Source organism: Streptomyces sp. NPDC001443 (assembly GCF_053597355.1).
The window spans coordinates 14,462-33,217 of record NZ_JBSFIA010000054.1 but is presented as its reverse complement, the minus strand read 5'-3'; the positions used below and the strand labels follow the sequence as shown (position 1 = coordinate 33,217).

General features: G+C 71.7%; 15 protein-coding genes. 11 read left to right on the top strand and 4 right to left on the bottom strand.

All coding sequences use genetic code 11. The annotated features are described in order from the left end of the window. Positions 1-3 precede the first annotated feature (3 nt). From ACWC24_RS37460 to ACWC24_RS37410, 11 genes are all read left to right on the top strand, one after another. Positions 4-1,263, top strand: a complete 1,260-nt coding sequence (locus ACWC24_RS37460; protein WP_450667380.1) for an MFS transporter — start codon at positions 4-6, stop codon at positions 1,261-1,263. A 9-nt stretch (positions 1,264-1,272) separates the two neighbouring features. Next, complete coding sequence (pafA, locus tag ACWC24_RS37455) at positions 1,273-2,634, top strand: Pup--protein ligase (protein ID WP_067429457.1); 1,362 nt, start codon at positions 1,273-1,275, stop codon at positions 2,632-2,634. 127 nt (positions 2,635-2,761) lie between these two features. Further along, entirely contained in the window at positions 2,762-3,766 is a 1,005-nt protein-coding gene (locus ACWC24_RS37450) for an FKBP-type peptidyl-prolyl cis-trans isomerase (RefSeq protein ID WP_450667379.1), read from the top strand. Between the two features lie 58 nt (positions 3,767-3,824). Next, entirely contained in the window at positions 3,825-4,196 is a 372-nt protein-coding gene (locus tag ACWC24_RS37445; RefSeq protein ID WP_351607766.1) for an FKBP-type peptidyl-prolyl cis-trans isomerase, read from the top strand. A gap of 129 nt (positions 4,197-4,325) precedes the next feature. Further along, positions 4,326-5,279 carry a helix-turn-helix transcriptional regulator gene (locus tag ACWC24_RS37440; RefSeq protein WP_450667378.1) on the top strand — a complete coding sequence of 318 codons (954 nt, stop codon included), beginning with the start codon at positions 4,326-4,328 and terminating at the stop codon, positions 5,277-5,279. 18 nt (positions 5,280-5,297) lie between these two features. Next, a complete protein-coding gene (locus tag ACWC24_RS37435; RefSeq protein ID WP_450667377.1) occupies positions 5,298-6,296 on the top strand; it encodes a helix-turn-helix transcriptional regulator in 999 nt (332 codons plus the stop codon). Positions 6,297-6,354: 58 nt separating this feature from the next. Then, positions 6,355-6,645 (top strand): hypothetical protein, encoded by a 291-nt coding sequence (locus ACWC24_RS37430; RefSeq protein WP_152895484.1) that lies wholly within the window; start codon positions 6,355-6,357, stop codon positions 6,643-6,645. A 293-nt stretch (positions 6,646-6,938) separates the two neighbouring features. Further along, positions 6,939-7,133 carry a hypothetical protein gene (locus tag ACWC24_RS37425; protein WP_450667376.1) on the top strand — a complete coding sequence of 65 codons (195 nt, stop codon included), beginning with the start codon at positions 6,939-6,941 and terminating at the stop codon, positions 7,131-7,133. Between the two features lie 270 nt (positions 7,134-7,403). Further along, the gene (gene tatA, locus ACWC24_RS37420; protein ID WP_152894193.1) at positions 7,404-7,685 is read left to right on the top strand and encodes a Sec-independent protein translocase subunit TatA; all 282 of its coding nucleotides are present in this window, start codon (positions 7,404-7,406) and stop codon (positions 7,683-7,685) included. 47 nt (positions 7,686-7,732) lie between these two features. Continuing rightward, the gene (gene tatC, locus ACWC24_RS37415) at positions 7,733-8,683 is read left to right on the top strand and encodes a twin-arginine translocase subunit TatC (RefSeq protein ID WP_450667375.1); all 951 of its coding nucleotides are present in this window, start codon (positions 7,733-7,735) and stop codon (positions 8,681-8,683) included. 322 nt (positions 8,684-9,005) lie between these two features. Continuing rightward, positions 9,006-11,858 carry a DEAD/DEAH box helicase gene (locus ACWC24_RS37410; RefSeq protein ID WP_450667374.1) on the top strand — a complete coding sequence of 951 codons (2,853 nt, stop codon included), beginning with the start codon at positions 9,006-9,008 and terminating at the stop codon, positions 11,856-11,858. 52 nt (positions 11,859-11,910) lie between these two features. Here ACWC24_RS37410 and atzF read toward each other — a convergent pair whose 3' ends face one another. The 4 genes from atzF to ACWC24_RS37390 form a co-directional block, all read right to left on the bottom strand. Next, a complete protein-coding gene (gene atzF, locus ACWC24_RS37405) occupies positions 11,911-13,569 on the bottom strand; it encodes an allophanate hydrolase (protein ID WP_450667373.1) in 1,659 nt (552 codons plus the stop codon). A gap of 122 nt (positions 13,570-13,691) precedes the next feature. After that, a complete protein-coding gene (locus ACWC24_RS37400) occupies positions 13,692-17,210 on the bottom strand; it encodes a 5-oxoprolinase/urea amidolyase family protein (protein ID WP_450667372.1) in 3,519 nt (1,172 codons plus the stop codon). After that, entirely contained in the window at positions 17,207-17,812 is a 606-nt protein-coding gene (locus ACWC24_RS37395) for an urea amidolyase associated protein UAAP2 (RefSeq protein WP_450667371.1), read from the bottom strand. The genes ACWC24_RS37400 and ACWC24_RS37395 overlap by 4 nt, the downstream gene beginning before the upstream one ends. Further along, positions 17,809-18,633 (bottom strand): urea amidolyase associated protein UAAP1, encoded by an 825-nt coding sequence (locus ACWC24_RS37390; RefSeq protein ID WP_450667370.1) that lies wholly within the window; start codon positions 18,631-18,633, stop codon positions 17,809-17,811. The genes ACWC24_RS37395 and ACWC24_RS37390 overlap by 4 nt, the downstream gene beginning before the upstream one ends. Positions 18,634-18,756 lie beyond the last annotated feature (123 nt).

Below are 18,756 nucleotides of genomic sequence, written 5' to 3'. Positions count from 1 at the left end.
CGGATGGCCGCGGGTTACCTGGAGATCCTCAGGGCGAGGCATGCCGCCCGGTTGTTGGTGGGCACGTTGGTGGGCCGGTTGCCGAACGCGACGGCGGCCATCGCGATCGTGCTGTTCGTGCGGGCGCAGGGCGGTACGTACAGCCTGGCGGGCGTGCTGGCGGCGGTGTACGGGGTGGCGAACGCGGTGGGGCAGCCGGTGCTGGGGCGGCTGGTCGACCTGTACGGGCAGCCGCGGGTGCAGTTGCCGGCGGCGGTGGCCTCGGCGCTGGCGATGGCGGTGTTCGCTGTCGTGGGCCTCGGCACGCTGCCGGCGGCGTATGCGGCGGTGGCGGCGGCCGGGCTGTTCACGCCGCCGCTGGAGGGTGGTCTGCGGGCGTTGTGGCCGGGGGTGCTGCGCGGGGAGGAGCGGGTGCACACGGCGTACGCGATGGACGCGGTGGCGCAGGAGGTGATGTTCACGGTGGGGCCGCTGCTGGTGACGGTGTGCGTGTCGTTGTGGTCGGAGCGGGCGGCGTTGCTGGTGCTGAACGGGGTGGGTGTGCTGGGGGCGCTGTCGGTGGTGGTGTCGGCGCCTTCGCGTGCGTGGCGTTCGGAGCCGCGGGAGGCGCACTGGCTGGGTGCGCTGCGCTCGCCGGGTCTGCTGGCGCTGCTGGGTGCGTTCTTCTTCGTGGGGATCGCGTTGGGTTCGATCACGGTGGCGTCGGTGCCGTATGCGGACGCGCACGGTGGTGACGTGGTGTACGGGTGGCTGATGGCGGCGATCGGGCTGGGTGCGCTGGTGGGGGGTCTGGTGTACGGGGCGCGGTCGTGGCCGGGGGTGCCGGAGCGGCGGTTGCGGGTGCTGGTGGCGTTTCTGGCGGTGTGTTACGTGCCGTTGATGTCGATGCCGGGTGCGGTGGCGATGGTGGCGTTGACGGCGCTTGCGGGGGTGTTCCTGGCGCCGGCGATCGCGTGTGCGTTCGTGATCGTGGATCGGCATGCGCCGCGGGGGACGGTCACCGAGGCGTTCTCGTGGCTCGTGACGACGTTCACGGTGGGTGCGTCGCTGGGGACGGGGCTGGCGGGGCCGGTCGTCCAGGCGGGTGGTGCGGTGTGGGGTTTCGCGGTTCCGGGGGTGGCGGGGGCGGTGTCGTTGCTGGTTCTGCTGGCCACGGGGCGGGTCCTCGCAGTTCCTGTGGGGGGTGCTGTGGTTGCGGCTTCATCGGAAAATGATCCAAATCGTGCTGTCGAACCCCGTTTCAGCTCGGGGGATCGGGCGTAATGTTCAGTCATGGACCGCCGCATTTTCGGGCTGGAGAACGAGTACGGCGTCACGTGCACGTTCAGGGGACAGCGCCGCCTGTCGCCTGACGAGGTGGCGCGGTACCTCTTCCGCCGTGTCGTGTCATGGGGCCGCAGCAGTAATGTCTTTCTGCGAAACGGTGCCCGCCTGTATCTCGATGTCGGGTCACATCCGGAATACGCGACACCCGAGTGTGACAACGTGACCGAGCTGGTCACTCATGACAAAGCCGGCGAGCGCATTCTCGAGGGACTCCTGGTGGACGCGGAACGACGCCTGCACGAGGAGGGAATCGCGGGCGACGTCTACCTCTTCAAGAACAACACCGACTCGGCGGGCAACTCCTACGGTTGCCACGAGAACTATCTGGTGGCGCGGCACGGGGAGTTCTCCCGGCTCGCGGACATCCTTATTCCGTTCCTGGTCACGCGCCAGTTGCTGTGTGGTGCGGGCAAGGTTCTGCAGACTCCGCGCGGGGCTGTGTACTGCGTGAGTCAGCGGGCGGAGCACATCTGGGAGGGCGTCTCCTCGGCGACGACCCGGTCCCGGCCGATCATCAACACGCGTGACGAGCCGCACGCGGACGCGGAGCGTTACCGGCGGCTGCATGTCATCGTGGGCGACTCGAACATGTCGGAGACGACGATGCTGCTGAAGGTCGGGGCGACCGACCTGGTGCTGCGGATGATCGAGGCGGGCACGGTGATGCGGGATCTGACGCTGGAGAACCCGATCCGGGCGATCCGTGAGGTCAGTCATGACATCACGGGGCGTCGCAAGGTGCGTCTGGCGAGCGGCCGGGAGGCCTCCGCGCTGGAGGTGCAGCGGGAGTACTACGAGAAGGCCGTGGACTTCTGTGAGCGCCGTGGTATCCGCACCGGTACGGTCGAGCAGGTCCTGGAGCTGTGGGGCCGTACGCTGGACGCGATCGAGGCGGAGGATCTGGACCGGATCGGCACCGAGATCGACTGGGTGATGAAGTACCAGTTGATCGAGCGGTACCGGGCGAAGCACAACATGACGATGTCGCATCCCCGGGTGGCGCAGATAGACCTCGCGTACCACGACATCCATCGGCGTCGTGGTCTGTACTACCTGCTGGAGAAGAAGGGGCAGGCCGCTCGTATCTGCAACGACCTGAAGATCTTCGAGGGCAAGTCGGTGCCTCCGCAGACGACCAGGGCGAGGCTGCGCGGTGACTTCATCCGAAGGGCCCAGGAGCAGCGTCGTGACTTCACGGTGGACTGGGTGCATCTGAAGCTGAACGACCAGGCGCAGCGCACGGTGTTGTGCAAGGACCCGTTCCGTTCGGTGGACGACCGGGTGGAGAAGCTGATCGCCGGGATGTGAGCGGGGCGTTCCGGTGCTGTGCCGGAACGCAACGCGGGCGCCGTACGTTTTCCGTACGGCGCCCTTTTGACGTCGTAGAGTTGCGCGCACGCCATCCGCAAGATCGACCGATTACGAGGCTTACACCGTGCGCCGACGCTCTCTCATCCTTGCCGCAGTTCCCGCTGGACTGGTCACGCTCGCCGGGTGCGGTGACGGCAAGTCCGACAAGAGCAAGACGAGCGTCAGCGAGTCGCCGTCTGCCGAGGCTCCGTCGTCGGCGCCGCCGCCGAAGATCGTCGACGGTCCGCTGCCGGCGATCACGGCGGGGACGAAGTTCGGTGAGAAGCCGACGGTGGCCAAGGGGACGGGTGAGCCGTCGGATCAGCTGGCGGTGAAGACGGTGATCGCGGGCGGCGGTCAGACGGTCGCGGAGAACGACTACATCCAGGCGAACTACCTGGGGCAGATCTGGGACACGGCGAAGGTGTTCGACAACTCCTGGGACCGTAAGACGCCGTTGGTCATCCAGTTGGCGCAGGGCAGCATCATCGATGGCTGGCGGTATGCGCTGACGGGTAAGAAGGCGGGCAGCCGGGTGGAGTTCTCGGTGCCGCCGACCTGGGGTTACGGCAAGGGCGGCAACTCTCAGGCGGGTATCAAGGGCACCGACACGCTGGTGTTCGTGGTCGATCTGCAGGACACGTTCAACGCGAAGAGCTCCGCCAAGGGCAAGGCTGTGGCGCAGGACGACGCGAAGCTGCCGAAGGTGGGGACGAACACCGACGGCAACGCGCCGTCCATCGAGGTGCCGAAGGCGGATCCGCCGAAGGATCTGGTGGCGAACTACGTCCTGGAGGGTGACGGTGACGCGGTGGGGGCGCAGGACAGTGTGCTGGTGCAGTACAAGGGTGTGCTGTGGGACAACGGCAAGGAGTTCGACTCGACGTACGGGCGCAAGTCGCTGACGTCGTTCGGTCTTTCGCAGGTCGTCAAGGGGTGGGCGCAGGGGCTGACGGGCAAGAAGGTGGGCAGCCGGGTGCTGATCGTGGTCCCGCCGTCCCTGGGTTACGGGGACAGCCCGCCGCAGGGCAGTGGCATCGGCAAGGACTCCACGATGGTTTTCACGGTGGACATCCTCGCGAAGATGTGAGGCCGCGTGATGTAAGACTGTGATCGTTGCTTTATCCAGACAAGCAGGAGCTAGAGACGTGAGCATCGAGAAGCCCGAGATCGACTTTCCGGAGGGCAACCCCCCGGCGGACCTCGAGATCAAGGACATCTGGGAGGGCGACGGTCCGGTGGCCGAGGCGGGGCAGACCGTCACGGTGCACTACGTGGGTGTCGCGTTCAGCACGGGTGAGGAGTTCGACGCGAGCTGGAACCGGGGCAACCCGTTCCGCTTCCCGCTCGGTGGCGGCCGGGTCATCAAGGGCTGGGACCAGGGTGTGCAGGGCATGAAGGTCGGCGGCCGTCGCCAGCTGACGATTCCCGCCCACCTCGCCTACGGCGACCAGAGCCCGACCCCGGCGATCCAGCCGGGTGAGACGCTGATCTTCGTGGTCGACCTGCTCGGAGTCTGATCGTCGAGCGATCGGACCCGATCGCCTGGGGCCCATGCCTGTCGGGCATGGGCCCTCGGCTTTTGCCGCGGCACCGCTGGGCGGTACGGTCATCGGTCGGAAGCACCATAGGGAAGGCGAAGGGCGTCGATGGCCATTGCCAAGGCCGAGCGGCTGATGAACCTGGCGTTGTGTCTGCTGGGGACGCGGCGGCCGCTCAGCAAGCGTGAGCTGCGTGAGTCCATCGAGGCCTATCTGGAGGCCGGGAGCGACGACTCCTTCAACCGCATGTTCGAGCGGGACAAGGACGACCTGCGCGAGCTCGGTCTGGTCATCGAGACGGTCGAGAACCTGGACGGCGAGGTCGGCTATCTGGCCCGCCGTGACAGCAACCGGCTGCCGCCCATCACGCTCGACGCCGAGGAGGCCGCCGCGCTCGGCCTGGCCGCCAAGGTCTGGCAGCAGGCCCGGCTGGCCGGCGCCGCCAGCGGCGCCCTGCAGAAGCTGCGCGCGGCCGGACTGCCCGAGGACGTCGACCCCTACGAGGCCCACGGCGCCCTGGAGCCCCGGATCCCGGTGCACGAGGCCGCCTTCGAGCCGCTGATGCTGGCCTGCCGCGACCGCCGTCCGGTCGTCTTCGACTACCGCAAGGCCACCGCCGCCCGCCCCGAGCCCCGGCAGGTCGAGCCGTGGGCCCTGGAGTGCTGGCGCGGCCACTGGTACCTGGCGGGCTGGGACCGCGACCGGGGGGCCGAGCGGGTGTTCCGGCTGTCCCGGATCACCGGCAAGGTGCGCAGCCGGGGCGGCCGCTTCACCGCCGAGGTCCCCGACGTGGTCACCGTGCGCGAGACGGTGGCGAGCTGGGCGGGGGAGACCGCCGACCGCAGCGCCCTGATCCGGCTGCGCCAGGGCGCGGGCTACCCGCTGCGGGCGAAGGCCACCGAGGTGCGGGAACTCGGTCAGGGCTGGGACGAGTTGGAGATTCCGTACGGGCACGGACTGGACGCGTGGCTGGTGGAGTTCGGGCCGGACGTGGTGGTCCTGGAGCCCGCGGAGCTGCGGGCCGACGTGCTGGAGCGGCTGCGCGCCGTGGCCAAGGGCTGAGGGGGAGCGAGCAACACAGTGGCAGGCAAACCGGTCAGGCCCACGAACGCCATCGACCAGACCCGGCGGATGCTCTCGTTGGTGACGTATCTGCGGGAGCGTCCCGGCGCCCGGATCGAGGACGTGGCGCGCGCCTTCGGCATCAGCGAGGACGAGCTGGTCTCGGACCTCGACGTGCTGCCCATGTGCGGCACCAGTTTCCGCGGCGGCGATCTGCTCGACATCGACACCGACGGCGAGCGGATCTGGTGGCACAACCCGGCGGCGCTCGGGGCGGACGCGGCCGAGCCGCTGCGGCTGGCCGCGGACGAGGCGACGGCCCTGCTGGTGGCCGCGCGTGCCGTGTCGACCCTGCCGGGGCTGCGTGAGGGCGACCGGCAGGCGCTGCTGCGGGCGACCGCCAAGGTGGAGGCGGCGGCAGGCGAGGCGGCCGGGGCCAGCTCCCGGCTGTCGGTGACCTTCGAGTCCGAGGGCGGGGTCTTCGCCGACGTCGACCGGGCGATCTCCGAGCGGCGCCGGCTGCGGATCCGCTACTACTCGCCCGCGCGTGACGAGGTCACCGAGCGTGAGATCGACCCCATCCGGCTCGTCAGCGTGGGACACACCTATGTTGAGGCCTGGTGCTACCGCTCGGAGGGCCGACGGACCTTCCGGCTCGACCGGGTCGCCGAGATCCAGGTCCTCGACGAGCCGTCCGCGCCGCCGGAGGTCGAGCTCAGGGACCTGTCGGAGGGGCTGGTCCAGCCGGCCGCCGAGGATCCGGAGGTCGTCGTCGAGGTCGGTCCCGGCGGGCGCTGGGTCGCCGAGTACTACCCGCACGACAGTGCCGATGAACTTCCCGACGGCGGTCTGCGTATCACTCTGCGTACGCCCGACCCGGCCTCGCTCAGACGGCTGGCACTGCGGCTCGGCCCGGACGGGCGGATCGTGTCGCCGCCGGAGCTGGCCGACAGCGCGCGCCGGGCGGCCCGCGAGGCACTGACGGCGTACGACGGGATCGAGGGGGCCGGCGGGTGAGCGGCGCGGGGGCGCGCGGGGACCGTGCCGGACGGGACGACAGGCGGGAGCCGAGTTCTTGAGCGAGTCGTTGAGGTCCGGGGTCCGGGGCATGTCGGTGGCGGCCGCGTTCGCGGGGATGAGAAGCGTGGGGCCGGTGGTCTTCAGAGCCGGCTGCCCGGACTGCCGGGGCCGCTTCGAGCTCGCCGCGAGCGCTCTGCGCCTGGCGATCGGTGCCAGCAGCCGCACCACCTTCTACTCCTTCACCTGCCCCGGCTGCGGCGTGTCCGTCCGCAAGCCGGCCGGCGAGCGCATCGTGGAACTGCTGACCGGAGGCGGAGTCAGCACCTTGCGGCTGCACTCCGCCTAGGGCGTGTTTCGAAAGTCCCGTCTGCCCGGCGACGCCTGGCACGCGCTCCCCCGGAGGGGGCACCCCCAGCTGCGTTGTCGGGATCGCCCCGATACAACCAGTATCGGGGCGACCCTCCGCCTTGCGATCGCACCAGACGCCGCCGGGCCCGCCCTTCGGGCGGACGACGCTACTTTCGAAACACGCCCTAGCACCCTTTCGGGAGAGCCCGACACGCCGGGCACGCGGCACAGGTGGGGCGGGCCCGGGGGAGCGGCTGCGGTGGCCGGTGCGGGACCTACTAGGCTCGGCCCATGTTCTGGCCGATGTTCGCGGTAGCTGTGGGTTTCCTGGGTCTCGCCGTGCTGGGCGTGTTCGCCGTGCGGGTGTTCCTGGAGGCGCAGCGTCTCGGCCGGCAGGTCGCGGACTCGGCACGCCGTATCAACAGGGCGGCCGAGGACCTGGAGAAGGCCGCGGTGAGCACCGCCCGCGCCGTGGACGCGCTGTGAGCGGCGCTGTGGCGTTGGTATGGGCCTGGTGTGAGTCCGTACAGGGCGGCGTTTCGCGGGACTTCGCCCTGTCGTTCGGGTCGCCGGGGCAGGTACCCTGCTGATCGCGGTGCGGAGAACGAGGCCCACGCCGCGGACCGGGAGTACGCACGGGGATTGCTTCGCGTTCACCCCTGAGCGTTACGATCGCTGAGACGATCGTTCGGATATGCGTCCGACTGGTCGGACAGCACGTCCCACCCAGCCGCCTCGGTGAGAAGGTAAAGACTTATGTTCGGAAGGCTCGGAGCTCCCGAGATCATTCTCATCCTCGTCGTCATCATCCTGCTGTTCGGCGCGAAGAAGCTTCCGGACATGGCGCGTTCGCTCGGCAAGTCCGCGCGGATCCTCAAGAGCGAGGCCAAGGCGATGAAGGAAGAGGGCAGCACCGCCCCGGCCCAGGCTCCCGCCACCGACGAGCAGCCCCCGGCGCAGCGCACCATCCAGGCAGCCCCCGGCGACGTGACCAGCTCCCGCCCGGTCGCCGAGCCGACGGACACCACCAAGCGCTGACGCGGGGCCGGTGAACCCCGGCCCGCCGTACGAGATGGGAACGTGGGTTGCTGAAGCCTGCCCGCAGTCAGGAGAAGGACCCGGAGGGGCGGATGCCCCTCGCGGATCATCTTCGCGAGCTCCGCAACCGGCTCGCGAAGGCGATGCTCGCCATCGTCGTCGTGACGGTCGTCGCCGCCTTCTTCTACAACGAGATCATCAACTTCCTCACCAAGCCGATCCTGGACTCGGTCGGCTGCGGGAAGTCCTTCGAGGAACTGGCCGCACAGACCGCGGACGGGCAGCAGTGCGCGCGGATCACGATCAACGGCCTCCTCGCCCCCTTCACGCTGGCCCTCCAGGTCTCCCTGATGGCCGGCGTGGTGTTCGCCTCGCCGGTCTGGCTCTACCAGCTCTGGGCGTTCGTCGCGCCCGGACTGCACCGTAGCGAGAAGAAGTACGCCTACGGCTTCGTGGCGAGCGGCGTGCCGCTGTTCCTCGGTGGCGCGTACTTCGCCTACCGGGTGCTGCCGACCACGGCGCAGGTGCTGATGCAGTTCACGCCGCACGGCGTCGACAACCTGCTGCCGCTGGACGACCTGCTCCAGCTCGTCACGCGCATGGTGGTCGTCTTCGGCCTCTCCTTCGAACTGCCGCTGTTGCTGATCATGCTCAACCTGACCGGTGTCCTCACCGGTACCCGCATGCTCGGCTGGTGGCGCGGCATGATCATGGGCATCACGGTGTTCGCGGCCGTGGCCACGCCCAGTACCGACCCCATCTCCATGCTGGCGCTGGCCGGACCGATCTGGGTGCTCTACTTCGCCGCGGTCGTCTTCTCCCTGATGAACGACCGGCGCAAGCGCCGCCGTGCGGAAGCGGGTCCCGGCGACGACGAGGCGTCCGAGCTTGACCTCACTCCCGAGGACATCGGCGAGACCGAGGCCGTGGCGGCCGGGCGGCAGCTGCCGGAGCAGGCGACCACGGACCGGGTCAACGGATACGACGACGTGACCTGACGGGCGGACGGCCCGGGCGGGCGGCGCCCACCGGCGGCAGGCGCAAGGCCGGCCGCGGACGGCACGCCCCCGCCCCGCCGGCTCCTCTCCGCCCCCTCTCAGCCCCCTCTTGAGGATCTTCGGCTCCACCGCGGAACGCGGCCGGGGCGCCCACCGGGCGTCGCCGGCCGTTCTGCGCTTCCGGGGCCCGGCCGGGCGTCCCGCCTCGGGCGGGACCGCGCGTCCCGCCCCGGGCGAGGTCGTGCGCCCACCCCGGACAGCAGGCCGCCACCGACGCCGTGAGCTGGGCGGATCCAAGGTTTCACGGACCTGGATCCGGATAATGATCGTCCTGTTGTCAGTGGCGCCCGGTACGCTCGAAAGCACGATGACAGAGGACCTCTCACCGGCCGAGCGGTACGCCGCCGCACGCAGGCGTGCGGCCGAGCAGGCCACCGCGCTCGCCTCCTTCCGCGAGATGTACGACTTCGGCCTCGACCCGTTCCAGATAGAGGCCTGCCGGGCGCTCGAGGCGGGCAAGGGCGTGCTGGTCGCCGCACCCACCGGCTCCGGCAAGACGATCGTGGGCGAGTTCGCCGTCCACCTCGCCCTGCAAGAGGGCAAGAAGTGCTTCTACACGACACCCATCAAGGCGCTGTCGAACCAGAAGTACGCCGATCTGTGCCGCCGTTACGGCGCTGACAAGGTCGGCCTGCTCACCGGCGACAACAGCGTCAACTCCGAAGCCCCGGTGGTCGTGATGACCACCGAGGTGCTCAGGAACATGCTGTACGCCGGCTCGCAGACCCTGCGGGGCCTCGGGTACGTGGTCATGGACGAGGTGCACTACCTCTCCGACCGCTTCCGCGGCGCGGTCTGGGAAGAGGTGATCATCCACCTGCCCGAGTCGGTCACCCTCGTCTCGCTGTCGGCGACCGTGTCCAACGCCGAGGAGTTCGGCGACTGGCTCGACACCGTCCGCGGCGACACCGATGTGATCGTCTCCGAGCACCGGCCGGTCCCGCTGTTCCAGCACGTGCTCGCCGGCCGGCGGATGTACGACCTGTTCGAGGAGGGCGAGGGCCGCAAGCGGGCGGTCAACCCCGATCTCACCCGGCTGGCCAGGACGGAGGCGAGTCGGCCCTCCTACCAGGACCGCAGACGCGGCCGCGCCATGCGCGAGGCGGACCGGGAGCGCGAGCGCAGGCAGCGCTCGCGGATCTGGACGCCCAGCCGTCCCGAGGTGATCGAACGCCTCGACGCCGAAGGGCTGCTGCCCGCCATCACGTTCATCTTCAGCCGCGCCGCCTGCGAGGCAGCCGTGCAGCAGTGCCTCTACGCGGGCCTGCGGCTCAACGACGACGAGGCGCGGGCCAAGGTGCGCCGGATCGTGGAGGAGCGCACCGCCTCCATCCCCTCCGAGGACCTGCACGTCCTGGGCTACTACGAGTGGCTGGAGGGCCTGGAGCGGGGCATCGCCGCCCACCACGCGGGCATGCTGCCGACGTTCAAGGAGGTCGTCGAGGAACTCTTCGTCCACGGCCTGGTCAAGGCCGTGTTCGCCACCGAGACCCTCGCCCTCGGCATCAACATGCCCGCCCGCTCGGTGGTGCTGGAGAAACTCGTCAAGTGGAACGGCGAGCAGCACGCCGACATCACCCCAGGCGAGTACACGCAGCTGACCGGCCGGGCCGGCCGACGCGGCATCGACGTCGAGGGCCACGCGGTGGTGCTGTGGCAGCGCGCCATGAACCCCGACCACCTGGCCGGACTCGCCGGCACCCGCACGTATCCGCTGCGCTCCAGCTTCAAGCCGTCGTACAACATGGCGGTCAACCTGGTGGAGCAGTTCGGCCGGCACCGCTCGCGCGAACTGCTGGAGACGTCCTTCGCCCAGTTCCAGGCCGACAAGTCGGTCGTCGGGATCTCCCGTCAGGTGCAGCGCAACGAGGAGGGACTGGAGGGCTACAAGACCTCCATGACCTGCCACCTCGGCGACTTCGAGGAGTACGCCGGGCTGCGCCGCGAACTCAAGGACCGCGAGACCGAGCTGGCCCGCCAGGGCGCGACGCAGCGGCGCGCCGAGGCCGCCGTGGCCCTGGAGAAGCTCAAGCCCGGTGACGTCATCCACGTGCCCACCGGCAAGTACGCCGGTCTGGCCCTGGTCCTGGACCCCGGGCTGCCCGCCGGGCGGTCCAACGGTCACCGCGGCTTCGAACAGCACGACGGACCGCGCCCCCTGGTGCTGACCGCCGAACGGCAGGTCAAGCGGCTGGCGTCGATGGACTTCCCGGTGCCCGTCGAGGCCCTGGAGCGGATGCGGATCCCGAAGTCCTTCAACCCGCGCTCCCCGCAGTCCCGCCGGGACCTCGCCTCCGCGCTGCGCACCAAGGCCGGGCACATCCCGCCGGAGCGGGCCCGCAAGCAGCGTTCGCCGGCCGCCGACGACCGGGAGATCGCCCGGCTGCGCACCGCGCTGCGCGCCCACCCCTGCCACGGCTGCGACGAGCGGGAGGACCACGCCCGCTGGGCCGAGCGCTACCACCGGCTGCTGCGCGACACCTCGCAGCTGGAGCGCCGTATCGAGGGCCGGACGAACACCATCGCCCGCACCTTCGACCGCATCGTCGCGCTCCTGACCGAGCTGGACTACCTGCGCGGCAACGAGGTGACCGAGCACGGCAAGCGGCTCGCCCGGCTGTACGGCGAACTCGACCTGCTGGCCAGCGAATGTCTGCGCGCCGGTGTCTGGGAGGGGCTCGCCCCGGCCGAACTCGCCGCGTGCGTCTCGGCGCTGGTGTACGAGGCGCGGGTCGGGGACGACGCGATGGCGCCGAAGGTGCCCTCGGGCAAGGCCAAGGCCGCGCTCGGCGAGATGGTCCGCATCTGGGGCCGGCTGGACGCGCTGGAGGAGGACTTCCGGATCAACCAGACCGAGGGCGTCGGCCAGCGCGAGCCCGATCTCGGCTTCGCCTGGTCCGCGTACATGTGGGCGTCCGGGAAGGGCCTCGACGAGGTGCTGCGCGAGGCGGAGATGCCGGCCGGTGACTTCGTGCGCTGGTGCAAGCAGGTCATCGACGTGCTCGGGCAGATCGCGGCGGCCCCACAGGCGGAGGGTTCCACCGTGGCGAAGAACGCCCGCAAGGCCGTCGACCTGCTGCTGCGGGGCGTGGTCGCCTACTCGTCGGTGGGATAGCCGCACGGCTGAACGGGTGCGGGGGGTGAGCCGCCGCACCCGGGCGGCCCCCTCAGGGAGCTTGCCGTCCAGCGTCCAGATACGCCCGCCAGCCGCCGTACGACGTGATGTCCTGGGCGTCGGCGAGCGCGCCCGGCTCGCACAGGAAGCCGGGCACCCGGCTGCCGTCCGCCAGTTCCACGCCGCCCAGGGCCATCGGGCGTGGAAGGGCGGTCAGCAGCAGGCCGAGGCCCTCCGCCGGGAGGCTCCAGATCTCCGTCTCGATCCCGGCACCCCCCTCGCCCACGTGGACGAGCCCCGGCTTGGGCGGATCGGTCCGCAGGGCGTGCAGCCGGTAGAGCGGCGCCGTCGTGGTCGTACGCTCGAGTCGGGCGCCCAGCGCCAGGAGCTGCGGGTTGAGGGGCTGACCCGACAGGTGTGCCCCGACCACCGCCAGCCGCGCCGGGGGCCTGAGCAGTGCGGCGATCCGGACCAGCCGCTCGTCCGTGTGCGCCGGGCCCACCAGCATCATGCCGAACGGCAGACCGTTCACCTCCCCGGCCGGGACGGCGACCGCGGCCAGGTCGAACAGGTTGGTGGAGTTGGTGAAGCGGCCGAGGCGGGCGTTCGCGCCCAGCGGGTCGGCGGCCACCTCGGCGAGGGTGGGATGCCCCGGTGCGGTGGGCAGCAGCAGGGCGTCCGCGTCGGCGAGCTCCGCGAGCGCCCGGCTGCGCAGGGCGGCCAGGCGGTCCTGGTCGGCGTAGAGCCGGTGTGCCGGGATGTCGCGGGCCCGGGTGATGATGCCGGCCACGGTGGGGTCGAGGCCGTCACCGCCCTCGGCGAGCAACTTGTCGACAAAGCTGCCGACCGCGGTGTACCGCTCGGCGACGAACGCGCCGTCGTAGAGCATCGTGGCGGCCTCGGTGAACGGGGCGAGGTCGATCGTCCGTACGTCGGCACCCGCCGCGGCGACCCGGGTGACGGCCGCCGCGCAGGCCTCGGCCCAGCCCGGGTCGAGCTCGCCGAGCTGCTCCGGCGCCGGGACCGCGACCCGCCACGGGCCGGGGGCGCGCGCGGGGACCGGCCGGCCGGGCGGCACCGTCATGTGCGCGAGCGCCTCCTCGGCCTCCGGGAGCGTACGGGCGAACACCGTCACGCAGTCGATCGACGCGCAGGCCGGGACCACGCCCGCGGTGGGGACCAGCCCGCGGGTCGGCTTCAGGCCGACGATGCCGTTGAAGGCGGCCGGTACCCGGCCCGAGCCCGCGGTGTCCGTGCCCAGGGCGAGATCGGCGATCCCGAGGGCCACCGCGACGGCCGAGCCGGAGCTGGAGCCGCCGCTGATCCGGTCCGGGGCGTGCGTGTTGCGGACGGCGCCGTAGGGGGAGCGGGTGCCGACCAGGCCGGTCGCGAACTGGTCCAGGTTGGTGGTGCCCAGGACGAGCGCGCCGGCCGCGCGCAGCCGGGCCACGACGGGGGCGTCGGCCTGCGGCGCGTAGGCGTACCCGGGGCAGCCGGCCGTGGTGGGCAGACCGGCCACGTCGATGTTGCCCTTCACCGCCAGCAGGCGCCCGGCGAGCGGCAGCCGCTCACCGGCGGCCACCCGCGCGTCGATCGTCTCGGCCTCGGCCTCGACCTCGGCGCGCGGCCGTAGACCGATCCAGATCTCCGGGCGGTCGACGGCCTCGATGCGCCGGTGGGCGGCCCGGACTCGGGACAGGACGGAGGGCATGGGTGCTCCTTCGATCTCGGCGGCCCGGGCGGTGAACGGGCCGTCGGGCGGGTCGGGCGGGTCGGTCGGGGCCGGACGGCGGGGCCCGGAGGGTGCGGGCGGGGTGGGGGCGTGCGGAGAGGTCAGGGCCGGTCGGCCGGGGCCAGGACGAGCAGCGCCGTGCCCGCCTCCACCTGGTCGCCGGGCCTGGCGAGGATCTCCGAGACGACACCCGCGGTCGGCGCGTGCACCCTGGACTCCATCTTCATCGCCTCCAGCGCGAGCAGCGACTGTCCGGCGGCCACCTCGTCGCCCGGCGAGACGTTCACCTGCCAGACGGAGGCCGCGAACTCCGCCTCGATCAGCCGGCCGCCGGGCGGGACCGTCACCGCGGCCGGGGGAGCGGCGGGCGCGGCGGCCGCCTCCGCCCGGGTGAACTCGCCCGCCGCCGCCCAGGCTTCCCGTTCGGCGGCGAACGCCGACTGCTGCCGTTCCTTGAACTCCCCTATGGAGTCGGCGTGTTCGGTGAGGAAGTCCTGGTATGCGGCGAGGGAGAAGGTGCCTTCCTCGATCCGGGGCACGAAGCGTCCGGAGGTGATGTCGGCGCGCAGCTCCAGCAGTTCGTCCGCGTCCACCGGGTACCACTTGATCCGGTCGAAGAAGCGCAGCAGCCAGGGCGAGCCCGGCTCGAAGGCGCCGCGCTGCTGCCAGGGCGACCACACCTGGGTCGTACGGCCCACGAACTGGTAGCCGCCGGGCCCCTCCATGCCGTAGACGCACAGGTAGGCCCCGCCGATGCCGACCGAGTTCTCGGCGGTCCAGGTGCGGGCCGGGTTGTACTTCGTCGTCACCAGGCGGTGGCGCGGGTCCAGCGGTGTGGCCACCGGCGCGCCCAGATACACATCGCCCAGGCCCAGGACCAGGTACTCCGCGTCGAAGACCGTGCGGTACACGTCCGCGACCGACTCCAGGCCGTTGACGCGGCGGATGAACTCGATGTTCCACGGGCACCAGGGCGCGTCGTCGCGCACGCCCGCCATGTAGCGGGCGATCGCCTCGCGGGTGGCCGGGTCGTCCCACGACAGCGGGAGGTGGACGGTGCGCGAGGGGACCACGAGCCGGTCGGTGGGCGGCAGCGCGGCGACCGTCTCCCGTACGCGGGCGAGGAGTTCGGGCAGCGCCAGGCGCCGGGGGTCGGTGTGGATCTGGAGCGAGCGGATGCCGGGGGTGAGGTCGACGATCCCGTCCGGCCCGGCCTGGGCCACCGCTTCCATCAGCGCGTGGACGCGCATGCGCAGCGCCAGGTCCAGCTGCATCGGGCCGAACTCGACCAGCAGGTTGTCGTCGCCGCTGCGCCGGTAGGTCACGTCGCCGTCCCGGGCCAGGATCCCGCCGTCGGTGATCTCGGCGCGCGGCGAGCCGTCGACGTCCACGGGCACGAAGCGCACGGTGTCGCCGGGGCGCAGTTGGCCCAGCTTCCACCGCTCGCCGCTCAGCACGGTCGCCGGGCACACGAACCCGCCCAGCGAGGGCCCGTCCGGGCCGAGCAGCACCGGCATGTCGCCGGTGTAGTCGACGGCGCCGACGGAGTACGGGGTGTCGTGGATGTTGGACGGGTGAAGGCCCGCCTCGCCGCCGTCGGTACGGGCCCAGCGGGGCTTGGGCCCGACCAGGCGCACTCCCGTGCGCGCCGAGTTGAAGTGGACCTTCCAGTCGGCGGCGTAGAAGGCGCGGATGTCGTCGGGGGTGAAGAACTCCGGTGCCGCGTGCGGGCCTTCGGCCGCGCCCAGGTGCCAGATGGCGCCGTGGGCGGGCCGGTCGGCGAGGGGCACGGGGGTGCCCTCGGCGACCGTGCCGCCGTGCAGCACGTCGCCGGTGCGCAGGGTCCGCCCGCCGTGCCCGCCGAAGCGGCCGAGGGTGAAGGTGCTCGCGCTGCCGAGGAAGGCCGGCACGTCGAGGCCGCCGCCCGCGAACAGGACGTAGGTGCGCAGGCCGTGCTCGGCGGGTGCCCCGACCGCGAGGACGCCGCCCGCCGGCACGGTCACCGGCTCCCACTGGGCGACGGGCGTGCCGTCGACGGTGACCGGTGCGGCGGCGCCGGTCACGCACACGGTCGTGGCGTGGCTGAACCGCAGCGTCGGGCCCTGGAGGGTGCACTCCAGGCCGGGCGCGCTCTCAGGGTTGTGCAGCGCGCGGTTGCCGAGCCGGAAGGACAGGTCGTCCATCGGGCCGCAGGGCGGTACGCCGACCTGCCAGTGGCCGGTGCGGCCCGGCCAGTCCTGCACGGTGGTCAGGGTGCCGCCGGAGACGACCTCGACGCGCGGGGTCGGATCGGTGACCTGGGCGAGGGTGGCGGTGGAGTGGGCCGCGGTCCGGAAGTCCCGGTCCGCCAGCGCGGCGCGCACCAGGCCCAGGTTGGTCTCGATGCCGTCGACCCGGGTGCGGGCGAGGGCCTCGTCGAGCCGCCGCAGCGCGTGTTCCCGGTCGGGGCCGTGGGCGATGACCTTGGCGAGCATCGGGTCGTACGACGTCGTCACCTCGGTGCCGGTCTCCACCCAGCCGTCGACGCGCACCCCGGACGGGAACTCCACGCGGGTCAACAGGCCTGCGCTGGGCCGGTAATCGCGGGTGGGGTCCTCGGCGTAGAGGCGGGCCTCGACGGCGTGGCCGCGCGGGGTGCCGGGGTCGCGCACCACGTCGCGTTCGCCGCGGGCCAGCCGCAGCATCCAGGCGACCAGGTCGACGCCGTACACCTCCTCGGTGACCGGGTGTTCCACCTGGAGGCGGGTGTTCACCTCCAGGAAGTACGCCTCCTCGCGGGCCGCGTCGTAGACGAACTCGACGGTTCCGGCGGAGCGGTAGTCGACGGATGCGCACAGCATGCGTGCGGAGTCGGCGAGTTGTGCGCGGACCGGCGCGGGGAGTCCGGGGGCCGGCGCCTCCTCCAGGACCTTCTGGTTGCGGCGTTGCAGGGAGCAGTCGCGGTCGCCGAAGGTGACCACCCGGCCCGCGCCGTCGCCGAAGACCTGGACCTCGACATGGCGGGCGTGTTCCACGAGCCGTTCCAGGAAGACCCCGGCCGAGGCGAAGGAGGCGGCGGCCACGCGCTGGACGCGGTCCCAGGCCTCGGTGAGTTCGGCGGCGGAGCGGCAGGCGGACATGCCGATGCCGCCGCCACCGCCGGTGGCCTTGAGCATCACGGGGTAGCCGATGCGCTCGGCGGCCGCCACCGCCTCCTCGACGGAGGCCAGCAGTCCGGTGCCGGGGGCCAGGGCCACCCCGGCCCGCTCGGCCGCCGCCCGCGCGGTGTGCTTGGCGCCGAACAGTTCGAGCTGGTCCGGGGTCGGGCCGACGAACACGATGCCGGCGTCCTCGCAGCGGCGCGCGAAGGCGGCGTCCTCCGAGAGGAAGCCGTACCCGGGGTGGATCGCGCCGGCGCCGGTGTCCTTGGCGGCCTTCAGCACCAGGTCGGCGTCGAGGTAGGACTCCTTGGCGGGGGCCGGGCCGAGCCGCACCGCCTCGTCGGCGAGCCGGACGTGCGGGGCGCCGCGGTCGGGGTCGGAGTACACGGCGACGGTGCGCAGTCCGAGGTCGCGGGCGGTGCGGATGATCCGTACGGCTATCTCGCCCCGGTTGGCGACCAGCAGGGTGTCGAAGGTCATGCGTCCGCTCCGGTGATCGTCATCTCCACGGCGGTCGGTTCGAAGCCGTTGCAGGGGTTGTTGATCTGGGGGCAGTTGGAGACGAGGACCAGGACGTCGCGTTCGGCGCGCAGGGTGAGGGCCAGGCCCGGCGCGGAGCGGCCGTCGACGATGCCGAGGGTGCCGTCCTGTTCGACGGGCACGTTCATGTACCAGTTGACGTTGGAGACGAGGTCGCGTTTGCCGAGGCCGTGCCGGGCGCCCTCGGCGAGGAAGTTGTCCACGCAGGCGTGCTGCGACCAGGTGTGGTGGCCGTAGCGCAGGGTGTTGGACTCCTTGGAGCAGGCACCGCCGATCGTGTCGTGCCGCCCGACGTCGTCGGCGAGCACGGTCATCAGAGGGGTGTGTTCGTTGGACAGCAGCACGCTGCCCGTGGTGAGGAAGACGTTGCCCTGGGCGTGGACCGTGTCGGGCGCGCTGTAGCGCACGGACGTGTCGTGGGCGTCGTAGACGAGGAAGTCGACGGCCTGGTTGCCGTGCAGGTCGGTGATGGTGAGCGTGTCACCGGCGCGGACGACGCAACTCCAGGCCGCACGGGCGGGGACCACGGTCTTGGTGTTCATGCGAGCCCCTTCGCGGCGAGGAATCCGGTGGTGTTCAGGAAGGCGCGGCGGCCCTCGGGGGTGGCGTCCCACAGCGGGTCGCCGGGACCGGTGGGCGCCGCGCGCCAGGCGAGCACCTCCAGTGGGGTGCTGAGGTAGTCCGGGCGGGGGTCGGCCGGGTGCGGCACGTTGGCGATCAGCACGGTCACGTCCTGCTCGGCGCGCAGGGTGACACTGCCGCCGGGGCCCGCGGAGCCGGTGAAGCCGAGGGCGCCGTCCGGGCCGACCCGTACGCCCTGGAAGAAGGAGAGGGACGGCGGCAGGTCGCGGGGGGCCAGGCCGTTCTTGGCGGCGGCGAGCTTGAACAGTTCGCGTCCGGCCGGGGAGGCGGACTGCGCGGTGCCGTCGCCGTAGCGCGCGGTGTTGCGTACGAGGGTGGAGGTGCCGCACAGGGTGTCGTGCCGGCCGGAGGTGTCGACGACGACCGAGGCGAGGACCCGGCCCTGGTCGGAGAGGAGCAACTGCCCCTCGCCCAGGTAGGCGTTCCACTGGACCTTGACCGTGTCGGCGACGTTGAGGCGCTCCCAGGGGCGGTCGGCGGCGAACAGCAGCAGATGCGCGCAGGCGTCGCCGCGCAGGTCGGTCAGGCGCAGTTCGGTGCCGCGGGCGAGGACCCGGTGGGTGTAGTTGCCGCCGGCCACGGTCTCGGCCCACACCATCAGGCCCGCCTCGCAGGGCGGGGCCGGCCAGTTCCCGGCAGGTACGACGGGCATGGCGTCGGCGTGTCCGCCCGCCTGGGCGCGCGCATGGGCGCGGGCTTGGTGTGTGGTCGCTGTCGCCATCGCGGGACCTCCGGCTCGGGTTCGCTCGTGCGGCTGGTCTTCGGTGTTCACTCGTGCCGGTGTCGATACGCACGGCCGAGTTTCTGTCGCCCGACAGAAATTAGGTGCGGGCCGCGTCACCGG